Annotated in this window: 8 protein-coding genes; 5 read left to right on the top strand and 3 right to left on the bottom strand. The window is 69.2% G+C overall.

Annotated elements, in window-relative coordinates:
- Position 1 precedes the first annotated feature (1 nt).
- The 3 genes from AC1D1S_RS15780 to AC1D1S_RS15770 all read left to right on the top strand — a co-directional run bounded on the left by AC1D1S_RS15780 (position 2) and on the right by AC1D1S_RS15770 (position 3,366).
- Positions 2–1,015: a glutathione S-transferase family protein gene (locus tag AC1D1S_RS15780; RefSeq protein WP_476994884.1), complete on the top strand. Its 1,014-nt coding sequence runs from the start codon at positions 2–4 to the stop codon at positions 1,013–1,015.
- On the top strand, positions 1,015–2,133 hold the full coding sequence (locus AC1D1S_RS15775) for a serine hydrolase domain-containing protein (RefSeq protein ID WP_476994883.1): 1,119 nt from the start codon (positions 1,015–1,017) through the stop codon (positions 2,131–2,133). Before AC1D1S_RS15780 ends, AC1D1S_RS15775 begins: the two co-directional genes overlap by 1 nt.
- An 81-nt stretch (positions 2,134–2,214) precedes the next feature.
- Entirely contained in the window at positions 2,215–3,366 is a 1,152-nt protein-coding gene (locus tag AC1D1S_RS15770) for an FUSC family protein (protein ID WP_476945131.1), read from the top strand.
- Between the two features lie 81 nt (positions 3,367–3,447).
- Here the strand turns inward: AC1D1S_RS15770 and AC1D1S_RS15765 are convergent, their stop codons facing one another.
- The 3 genes from AC1D1S_RS15765 to AC1D1S_RS15755 are packed head-to-tail and all read right to left on the bottom strand — an operon-like array spanning position 3,448 to position 7,095.
- Complete coding sequence (locus tag AC1D1S_RS15765) at positions 3,448–4,362, bottom strand: MaoC family dehydratase (protein WP_476994882.1); 915 nt, start codon at positions 4,360–4,362, stop codon at positions 3,448–3,450.
- The gene (locus tag AC1D1S_RS15760) at positions 4,359–5,699 is read right to left on the bottom strand and encodes a 3-oxoacyl-ACP reductase (protein WP_476994881.1); all 1,341 of its coding nucleotides are present in this window, start codon (positions 5,697–5,699) and stop codon (positions 4,359–4,361) included. The genes AC1D1S_RS15765 and AC1D1S_RS15760 overlap by 4 nt, the downstream gene beginning before the upstream one ends.
- A gap of 10 nt (positions 5,700–5,709) precedes the next feature.
- The gene (locus AC1D1S_RS15755) at positions 5,710–7,095 is read right to left on the bottom strand and encodes an acetyl-CoA C-acetyltransferase (RefSeq protein ID WP_028275556.1); all 1,386 of its coding nucleotides are present in this window, start codon (positions 7,093–7,095) and stop codon (positions 5,710–5,712) included.
- 61 nt (positions 7,096–7,156) lie between these two features.
- Here AC1D1S_RS15755 and AC1D1S_RS15750 point away from each other — a divergent pair, with 61 nt between their 5' ends.
- Positions 7,157–7,900 carry a TetR family transcriptional regulator gene (locus AC1D1S_RS15750; RefSeq protein WP_476994880.1) on the top strand — a complete coding sequence of 248 codons (744 nt, stop codon included), beginning with the start codon at positions 7,157–7,159 and terminating at the stop codon, positions 7,898–7,900.
- Positions 7,901–7,975: 75 nt separating this feature from the next.
- The coding region (locus AC1D1S_RS15745) for an acyl-CoA dehydrogenase family protein (RefSeq protein WP_476994879.1) at positions 7,976–10,030 on the top strand (2,055 nt) is incomplete at its 3' end.

Below are 10,030 nucleotides of genomic sequence, written 5' to 3'. Positions count from 1 at the left end.
TGTGACCGGCGGCGAGGAATTCACCCGGGATACCAACTACATTGAGGACCGGATCACCCGGGACGGTGCCACGGGCGCCCACGGCGAGCCCGGCTGGCCCGTGGAACCTGGCCGCTACCGCCTCATCGCAGCGCGCGCCTGCCCGTGGGCCAACCGCACGGTGATCGTGCGCCGGCTCCTCGGCCTGGAGGCGGTCATCTCGCTCGGCCAGCCCGGCCCCACCCATGACGCCAGGTCCTGGACGTTCGATCTCGACCCGGACGGCAGGGATCCCGTCCTCGGAATCGAACGCATCCAGGACGCCTACTTCCGCCGCTTCCCCGACTACCCCCGCGGGATTACCGTCCCGGCAATCGTGGACGTCCCCAGCGGGCAGGTAGTCACCAACAATTTCCCCCAGATCACGCTCGACTTTTCCACGGAGTGGACCCAGTACCACCGCGCMGGCGCGCCGGAGCTGTACCCGGAGCACCTCAGGGAAGAAATCGACGCCGTCAACAGGCGTGTCTTCACCGAGGTGAACAACGGCGTCTATCGCTGCGGCTTTGCCGGTTCCCAGGAGGCCTACAACGCTGCCTACGATCGGCTCTGGACTGCCCTGGACTGGCTCGAGGAACGCCTGGCGGGCCAGCGGTACCTGGTGGGCGACACGATCACGGAGGCCGACGTCCGCCTGTTCACCACACTGGCCCGCTTCGACGCCGTGTACCAMGGCCATTTCAAATGCAACCGGCAAAAGCTCAGCGAGATGCCGGTCCTGTGGGCCTACGCGCGCGACTTGTTCCAGACGCCAGGGTTCGGCGACACCACCGACTTTGTGCAGATCAAGCAGCACTACTACATCGTGCATGAGGACATCAATCCCACCGGAGTGGTCCCGCGCGGACCGGAACTGGGCAACTGGCTCTCGGAGCACGGCCGCGAATCCCTCGGCGGCCGGCCGTTCGGCGTCGGAACGCCGCCCGGACCGGTCCGGGCCGGCGAAGAGGTCGCCCCGGGACACGGCGCAGCCTGATGCCGACAGCGGCCGGTGCGGCCGGGTTTGCCGCGCCCGGATTTGCGGGTGTGCGTGAGCTCTTCGACTCTTTCCTTTCCGAGGATCCGGGCTACAGCGCTCAGCTGTCGGCCTACCACCACGGCACCAAGGTGCTGGACCTCTGCGGCGGACCGGGATTCGTCCCCGGCGACATCACGGGCACCTACTCCTGTTCCAAGGGAGTCGCCGCCTTCGTCATCGCCCTCCTCGTCCAGGACGGCCGGCTCGACCTTGACCGGACCGTCGCGTCCTACTGGCCCGAGTTCGGCGTCCACGGCAAGGACCGGCTCACGGTGCGGCAGGCCCTATCCCATCAGGCGGGGCTGCCCGGCGTCGCCGGCGGGTTTCCCCTGGCGGAGTTCGCCACCCCGGCCGCGGCGCGGCGTCTCGCGGCCTCGGCGCCGTTGTGGCGCCCGGGCACGGCCTTCGGCTACCACGCCCTGACCATAGGGATCCTGATGGAGGAGCTCTGCCGCCGCGTCACGGGGATGACGCTGCAGGGGCTCTACGACGAACGCATCCGCCGCCCGTGGGGCATCGACTTCTTCCTGGGCCTGCCCGAGGACCAGGAACCCCGGTACCGCGAGGTGCTCTACGACCCTGACCCGGCCCAGCCGTGGCTGGACCCGCTCAGCCTCGACGGGCTGAACAGCAACGCGCCGGTCAGCACCATCATGGAACTGCCCAACCACCGCTTGGTGCGCGCCTCGGGTATGAGCAGCGCAGGTGGTGTGGGGTCAGCCGAGGGGCTGGCCAGGCTCTACGCCGCCGCCACCACCGGAGTGGACGGCGTTCCCGCTTTCCTGAACCCCGCCACCATCGAGCTCATGGCCGCTGAGCAGGTCTGGGGACTGGACCGGTGCTCCGGGCAGGACAACGCCTTTGCCGTCGTGTTCATGAAACCCCAGCCTGGGCGGAACTTCGGCAGCCAGCTGGCCTTCGGGCACGAGGGAGCGAACGCGGCCCTCGGCTTCGCGGATCCCGGCTACGGCCTCGGGTTCGGGTATGTGCCCCGCCGCAGCGAGGAWGGCCGGACCGAGGGGCGGGCCCAGCGGCTGTCCGCGGCGGTGCGGCGGGCCGCCCACGCGGCGTCCTGACCGGCCCCGTTTCGGCTTGGGCGGCCCGCTCCGGGGTTCGTCCAGTTGTCGCACGAGCCTCCCGGCCATAGGGTGAGCCGAATGGCCATTCCAGAAAAGCAAGCCGGCAACCCGCCCTCCCTGCTGCGCCGATGGACCCGCACCGCGGGCAGCGCTGTCGCCGCGGCGGTGCTGTGGCCCCGGCTGCAGCTGGCCCTGAAAGCCGGGCTGGCCGCGGGCGTCGCCTTCGCGATCGCACCCTTCATGCCGGGCTCAGCGGCCGACTATCCGTACTACGCCCCGCTGGGCGCCTTGGTGGCCATGTACGAGAACGTTGCCGGCTCCATGCGGCAGGGCGTCCAGACGCTCGTCGGACTGGCGATCGGGGTGGGCCTTGCGTTCATGCTGTTCAGCCTCGGCTCGCCGTCGCCGTGGACGGTCGCGGTGGTCATGGGACTGGGCGTTATCCTCGCCGGCCTACCCAAGATCGGTTCGGGCCGGGACTGGATCCCGACGGCGGCGCTCCTGGTGCTGTTGGTCGGCGGCCATAATCCGGACACGTTCTCCTTCGGATACCTGTTCCAGATGGGCGTCGGCGTCACGGTGGGCATCGTCGTGAACCTGCTGGTCTTCCCGCCGCTGCACTTCCGGGCGGCAGAGCTAAGTATCGCGGAACTGCGCCAGGCCCTCGCCCAGCAACTCTGGGACATGGGCAAGGCGCTGAAGGAAAGCTGGCCGCCGGAGCATGTTGACTGGTCCCGCCGCTCGGAAGCGCTCGCAGCCCACGCCCGCTCCGTGCGGCTCGCCGTCGAAAAAGCCGACGCCAGCCGCCAGGCAAATCCCCGACGCCACCTGCATCCGCGCGACCTGAACCTCGACTACCGGAACCTGCGGGATCTCGAGCGCCTGACCTTCCACGTCCAGGACGTGACCCAAGTGCTCTCGGATGTCATCTGGGCCGAGGACACCCCCTTTGTGGTGCCCGACGAATACGCAGTGCCCCTCGGGGACGCCATGGCTTCCGTCGGCGACGTGCTGCGGGCTCTGGAAGAGGAACAGCCCGAACGCCAGACCGAGCTGGCGGCTGCCGCCGATGCGGCGATCAGCGAACTGGCCGCCCGGATTGGCTCCGAGCAGCACAGCACGGACGCCCCGAGCGCGGTCGAATCCATCCTCTTGAGCCTGCACCGCATGCTGCGCGTGGCCACGCCCGGGCGGCCGGAGGCCAAACCGGCCACGGCGCCGGCAGACTAGGAAATACTCTCCGTCTGCCGGCGGGGCGGCCCGGTCTGACCCGGTCGGTCTGTCTGTCCTGCCCGGCTGTGGCAGCGCCGGCTATGGCAGCGCCGAGACAGAGCCGCTGAAGTGCCGGCGCCCGGACAGCGGGTTCCATGCCACGTAGTCCGAGCGCTCCCACCCGCCGCCGTCCGCCTGCACGGTGCTGATGTCGAGCGCCACGCGGGCCGGCAGGAACACGGGGGCCTCGAAGGCCACCTCCCAGCGGAACGAATCCCCCCGGACGGCACCGACGTCGGCCAGCGCCCGGGACGCCAGGTACATGCCGTGGGCAAGGGACCGCCGCTGCCCGAGGGCCTTGGCGGTCAGGACGCTCAGGTGGATGGGGTTGAAGTCCCCGGACACAGCCGCGTAGGCACGCCCGGTATCGACGCCCAGCTGCCACAGGGCCGTGGGATCCGGCACGGAGAATGGCGGCGGCGGCACGGCCACTGAGGCCTTGTCGATCCCCGGAAGGAACACCCCCTTGGCCAGGTAGGTCGAGACCCCACGCCAGCGGACTTCATCTTGGCCGGCGGCGTGGACCTCGGCCACAACATCGAGCTGGGTGCCCGCCCGGTGGCCGCGGAGGTTCTCCACCCGGGCCCGGATATCCAGGGCCTCGGTGAACAGGACCGGCGCGGACTGCACCACGGTGTTCGTCAGATGGATCATGCCCAGCAGGGGCAGCGGAAAATCGTCCCGGTTCATCACGCTCATGGCCAGCGGAAACGCCAGGGCATGGATGAAGCCGGCGGGCAGGACGTCGCTCGCGCTCTCGCCGATCAGGTGCTGGAAGGCCGTCAGGTTGGCGACGTCGGCCTTCACGCCACGGACCTCGTGGGTGTAGGCCGGCAGTTCGGTGCCGCCGTGGGTGCCCAGGACCCGGCGCCGTGCCGCGGCGGCCGCTGCGTTGACGTAGAGCTTGGACAGTGCGGGCATCTCGCCCAGGATGACGGTCTGGGGTCCGCTCATGCGCCGACCAGGTTCTGCCCGCAGACGCGCAGCACCTCCCCGGAAATCCCACCCGCGGCGTCGCTGGCCAGGAACGCGATGGCCTCGGCGACGTCGCCCGGCCGGCCGCCCTGCTGCAGGGAGTTGAGCCGGCGCGCCACTTCGCGGGTGGCGAACGGGATCCTGGCGGTCATCTCCGTTTCAATGAAGCCGGGCGCAACGGCGTTGATGGACCCGCCGCGTTCGCCGATCAGCGCCGCCGTGGCGCGGACCATGCCTATCACGCCGGCCTTGGACGCGGCATAGTTGGTCTGGCCGCGGTTCCCGGCGATCCCGCTGGTGGAGGCCACGGACACGATCCTGGGCGAGTCGCGGAAGTGCTCCGAGGCCAGCAGGGCCTCATTGATCCGCAGCTGCGCGGCGATGTTGACCGCGAGCACGGAGTTCCAGCGGCCGGCGTCCATGTTGGCCAGGAGCTTGTCCCGGGTGATCCCTGCGTTGTGGATCATGATGTCCAGCCGGCCATGCCGTGCCGCGGCGTGGTCGATGATCCGCTGGCCGGCGTCGTCGCGGCTGATATCCAGCTGCAGGGCCGTCCCATGGACCTCGTTGGCCACTGCCGCCAGATGCTCTCCCGCCGCCGGAATGTCCACGAGGATGAGTGTGGCGCCGTCGCGGTAGAGGGTGCGGGCAATTGCGGCCCCGATGCCGCGCGCTGCGCCGGTCACCACGGCCACCTTGCCGGCCAGCGGCTTCTCGACGTCGTCGGGCAGCTGGCCGGCGCCGGAGCTGACGGTCAGGAACTGCCCGTCTACGAACGCCGAGCGGCCCGAGAGGAAGAACCTCAGCGCCCCCAGTGCTGCCGGGCTCGTGGTCCGGGCGCCGTCGGCGAGCAGGATGCCGTTGCCGGTGGCGCCGGYACGGAGTTCCTTCGCCAAAGACCGCAGGAGACCGTCCACGCCCTGCCTGGCAGCCGCCGTTGCCGGTTCCGTGGCCGAGCCCGCCGTGCGGGACATAGTGATGACGCGGGCGTTCGGGGCGAGGTCACGCAGCGAGGCGGCGGCGGTGAGGACCGTCTTCTCAAGATCGCCGGGGTGGGCCAGCTCGTCCAGCACCAGGATGATGGCGCCGAGCTTCTCCTTGGGTATCGCGTGTCGACGGACATCGAGGTCCCAGTCCAGCAGGGTGGCGGCGAGCTCGTCGGCGCCGCCGGTTGATCCCTGGACCAGGACCGGTCCGTCGATGAGGGGGCGGCCGGGCTCGTGCCGCCGGAGGACCACTGGCTGCGGGAGGCCGAGCCGCTTGGCGAGGTCTTTGCCGATTCCGTGGCTGACCAGCCGGGTGTACTTGTCGCTCATCCGGTTCTCCCTAGAGTGCTTCGAGGATTGCGACGACGCCCTGGCCGCCGGCGGCGCAAATGGACACGAGGCCGCGGGCCGGACGCCCGTTGACGTCTCCCTTTTCGTGCAGCATTTTGGCCAGCGAGGCCACGATCCTGCCGCCCGTGGCCGCAAACGGGTGTCCGGCGGCCAGCGAGGAGCCGTTGACGTTCAACTTGGCCCGGTCGATGCTGCCGAAGGCGCCGTCCAGGCCCAGGCGGGTGCGGCCGAATTCGTCGTCCTCCCACGCCGCGAGGGTACTGAGCACCGTGCCGGCGAAAGCCTCGTGGATCTCGAAGAAGTCGATGTCCGCGAGGCTGAGATTGTGGCGTGCGAGAAGCCGCGGCACCGCGAAGGCCGGGGCCATGAGCAGCCCGTCTTTGCCGTGGACAAAGTCGACGGCGGCAGCCTCGCCGTCGATCACCGCGGCGAGCTTGGGGAGGTCGTGGGCGTCGGCCCATTCCTCGGACGCCAGCAGAACGGTGGAGGCGCCATCGGTCAGCGGGGTGGAATTGCCGGCCGTCATGGTCGCCTCGGCGCCCAGGTTCTTGCCGAAAACGGGCTTGAGGGTGGCCAGTTTCTCCGGGCTCGTGTCGGCGCGCAGGTTGGAGTCGCGGCTCAGTCCCCGGTAGGGGGTCAGGAGGTCATCGAAGAAGCCTGCGTCGTAGGCCGCGGCCAGGTTCCGGTGGCTGTTGAAGGCCAGTTCGTCCTGGGCCTCGCGGGTGATCTTCCACTGCGCCGTGGTCAGCGCCTGGTGCTCGCCCATCGACAGGCCGGTGCGCGGCTCCCCCGTGTTCGGGGCGTCGGGCGCCAGATCCTTGGGACGGAGCCGGCTGAGGACCTGCAGTTTCCGGGACATCGTCTTGGCGCGGTTGAGGTCAAGGAGCACCTCGCGGAGTCCCTCGCTGACGGCGATGGGGGCGTCAGAGGCGGAGTCGACGCCGCCGGCGATCGCGGAATCGATCTGGCCCAGCTTGATCTTGTTCGCCAGGCCGAGCACCGTTTCCAGGCCGGTGGCGCAGGCCTGCTGGAGGTCATACGCCGGGGTCTCGGCGGAGAGGGCCGAGCCGAGCACCGCTTCCCGGGTGAGGTTGAAATCCCGGGAGTGCTTGAGGACCGCCCCCGCAGCCACTTCCCCGATCCGTTCGTCCTGCAGGCCGAAGCGGGCGATCAGGCCATCAAGGGCGGCCGTGAGCATGTCCTGGTTGGAGGACTTCGTGTACGCGCCTCCGGTCCGGGCGAACGGGATGCGGTTGCCGCCCACGACCACGGCCTTGCGGAGTTGTGCCGGGCCTGCGCCGGCGTGCTGTGTCTTCCCGGCGGCGGATGCGGCGGCTGGCTGGGGGCGGGGCACTGACTGTCCGTTGACGGACATGGGCTGTCTCCTTCGATCAAAGCGATTACCGATACCCAGCGTACCTGATACGYTGGGTATCGTGAACATCCCCAAAGCCACCGTGCCCGCCGGGCAGGCCGCCGTCGACGGCCGCGCTTCCCGCTGGCAGTCCCACCGCGAGGAACGGCGGCGGGAGCTGATCAAGTCGGCCCGGAAAGCGGTGCATGCCCTCGGCAGCGATGCGTCCATGGAGGACATTGCCGCAGCCGCGGGAACGTCGAAGTCCGTGTTTTACCGCTATTTCGGCGACAAAGCCGGACTCCAGCAGGCCGTGGGCGAGGTGGTCCTGAGCCAGATGCAGCGGCGCATCCAGGAGGCGGCCCAGAGCGCCCAGACGCCCCGCGAAGGCCTGTTCGCCATGGTGTCCGCGTACCTCCAAATGGCCGAGACCAGCCCGAATGTCTACACGTTCGTCACGCGCCATGCTTCCGGCGAGCCCGAAACGGCCGGCCCGTCCATGTCCACTGCGGGAGCCTTGAGCCACTTCTTCGCCGCCATCAGCGACATGATTGCCCGGCCGATGCGCAGCCATCTGGGCGGCGGCCAGGACAAGGAAGCCGTGATCGGCTACTGGCCCAACGCCGCGATCGRGCTGGTCCGGAATGCCGGCGAACAGTGGCTCGCCAGCCCGCCCGGACCGGCGAAGCCCGGCCAGGAGGCCATGGCGCGGCAGATCACGGATTGGCTCTGCTTCGGCATCGCCCCCGAGCTGCAGGCACCTCGTCCCGAAGAAGAAGCAGCACAAACGGAAGCAACAGACCCGGCAGGCCAGGGCGCGCCGTAGCAGCGGCACACCGGCCCACGTCCGCGACCTGAACTGTCAGCACCAAAGATTGTCAGAACCACAGAAGGAAACGACATGACTGAACTAGCCGACCGCACTACCGGCAACGCACTCCGCCGGCCGCAACCACAACAGCCGGCGGCAACCACGGCAGCCGGCCGTTCCGGCCAGCCCGGTTCCCCTGGGGCCCCCGCCGTCGACGTCGCGGCCCTTGGCGAACAGCTGCTCGGCAAGTGGGCCGACATCCGGCTGAAGTCCAGGGGCCTCGCCGGCCGCCCGGAACTGCACAAGATCGAGGGCCAGACCCACACAGAACACCGCCAACGCGTCTTCGGGCAGCTCAGGATCCTGGTGGACAATGGCGCCGTCCACCGCGCATTTCCGGAGTCCGTGGGCGGCTCCGATGACCACGGCGGCAACGTGGCCGGCTTCCAGGAACTGGTCATCGCCGACCCGTCGCTGCAGATCAAGGCCGGCGTGCAGTGGGGCCTGTTCGGCTCCGCAGTGAACCACCTCGGCACCGCGGAACACCACGAGAAATGGCTGCCCGGCATCATGAGCCTGGAGATCCCAGGCTGCTTCGCCATGACCGAGACCGGGCACGGCTCGGACGTGGCCAGCATTGCCACCACCGCCACCTACGACCCCGCCGCCGGAGAGTTCGTGGTCCACACACCGTTCCGGGCAGCGTGGAAGGACTACATCGGCAACGCCGCCACCGATGGCCTGGCCGCCGTCGTGTTCGCCCAACTGGTGACAAAGGGCGTCAACCACGGCGTGCACGCGTTCTACATGGACCTCCGGGACCCCGGGACCAAGGAGTTCCTGCCGGGCATCGGGGGCGAGGACGATGGTGTCAAGGGCGGCCTGAACGGCATCGACAACGGCCGGCTGCACTTCACGAACGTCCGGATCCCCCGCACCAACCTCCTGAACCGCTATGGCGACGTCGACCCCGAGGGCAACTACACGTCCCCCATCGCCAGCCCGGGCCGCCGCTTCTTCACCATGCTCGGCACGCTGGTCCAGGGCCGGGTCTCCCTCGACGGCGCCGCAGTGACGGCGTCGAAGCTGGCCCTGAAAACCGCCATCCAGTACGCCACCGAACGCCGGCAGTTCAATGCCTCCTCGCAGACCGACGAGGAAGTGCTGCTGGACTACCAGCGGCACCAGCGCCGGCTCTTCACCCGGCTGGCCACCACGTACGCCGCCAGCTTCGCCAGCGAGCAGCTGCTGCAGAAATTCGACGACGTCTTCTCCGGCCGCCACGACACCGACCAGGACCGCCAGGACCTCGAAACCCTGGCCGCGGCCCTGAAGCCGCTGAGCACCTGGCACGCCCTGGATACGCTGCAGGAATGCCGCGAGGCCTGCGGTGGTGCGGGATTCCTGATCGAAAACCGGTTCGCCTCCCTCCGCGCCGACCTCGACGTGTACGCCACGTTCGAAGGCGACAACACGGTCCTGCTGCAGCTGGTCGCCAAGCGCCTGCTGGCGGACTACGCCAAGGAATTCCGCACCGTCAACGTCGGCGTGCTGGCCCGCTATGTCGTGGGCCAGGCCACCGGTGCTGCGATCCACCGCACCGGACTGCGCGGCGTCGCCCAGTTCGTGGCCGACACCGGATCAGTACAGAAGGCAGCGCTGGCGATCAAGGACGAAGCAAGCCAGCGAACTCTGCTCACGGACCGCGTCCAGACCATGGTCGCGGAGGTGGCCACGGCCCTCAAGGGCGCGAACAAGCTCCCGCAGCAGCAGGGCGCCGCCTTGTTCAACGCCCACCAGCACGAACTCATCGAAGCCGCCCAGGCCCATGCGGAACTGCTGCAGTGGGAGGCCTTTACCGAGGCCCTCGGCAAGGTGACAGACCCGGGCACGCACAAAGTCCTGACGTGGCTGCGCGATCTCTTCGGCCTGTCCCTGATCGAGAAGAACCTGTCCTGGTACCTCATGAACGGCAGGCTGTCGATGCAGCGCGGACGCACTGTGGGCGAATACATCAACCGCCTGCTCGTGAAGATCCGCCCGCACGCCCTGGACCTGGTGGACGCGTTCGGGTATGGCCCGGAGCACCTCCGCGCTGAGATCTCCACCGGCGCGGAGAAGGTCCGCCAGGACGAGGCCCGGGAC

This window comes from Arthrobacter sp. P1_A5 (genome assembly GCF_056406825.1).
The sequence above is the reverse complement of the archived record's forward strand: the minus strand, read 5'-3'. Positions and strand labels throughout refer to the sequence as shown.

Bases quoted from the DNA above. Each gene is read 5' to 3' on its own strand.
- AC1D1S_RS15770 (WP_476945131.1), top strand. From the start codon at position 2,215: ATGGCCATTCCAGAAAAGCAAGCCGGCAACCCGCCCTCCCTGCTGCGC.
- AC1D1S_RS15765 (WP_476994882.1), bottom strand. From the start codon at position 4,362: ATGAGCGGACCCCAGACCGTCATCCTGGGCGAGATGCCCGCACTGTCC.
- AC1D1S_RS15755 (WP_028275556.1), bottom strand. From the start codon at position 7,095: ATGTCCGTCAACGGACAGTCAGTGCCCCGCCCCCAGCCAGCCGCCGCA.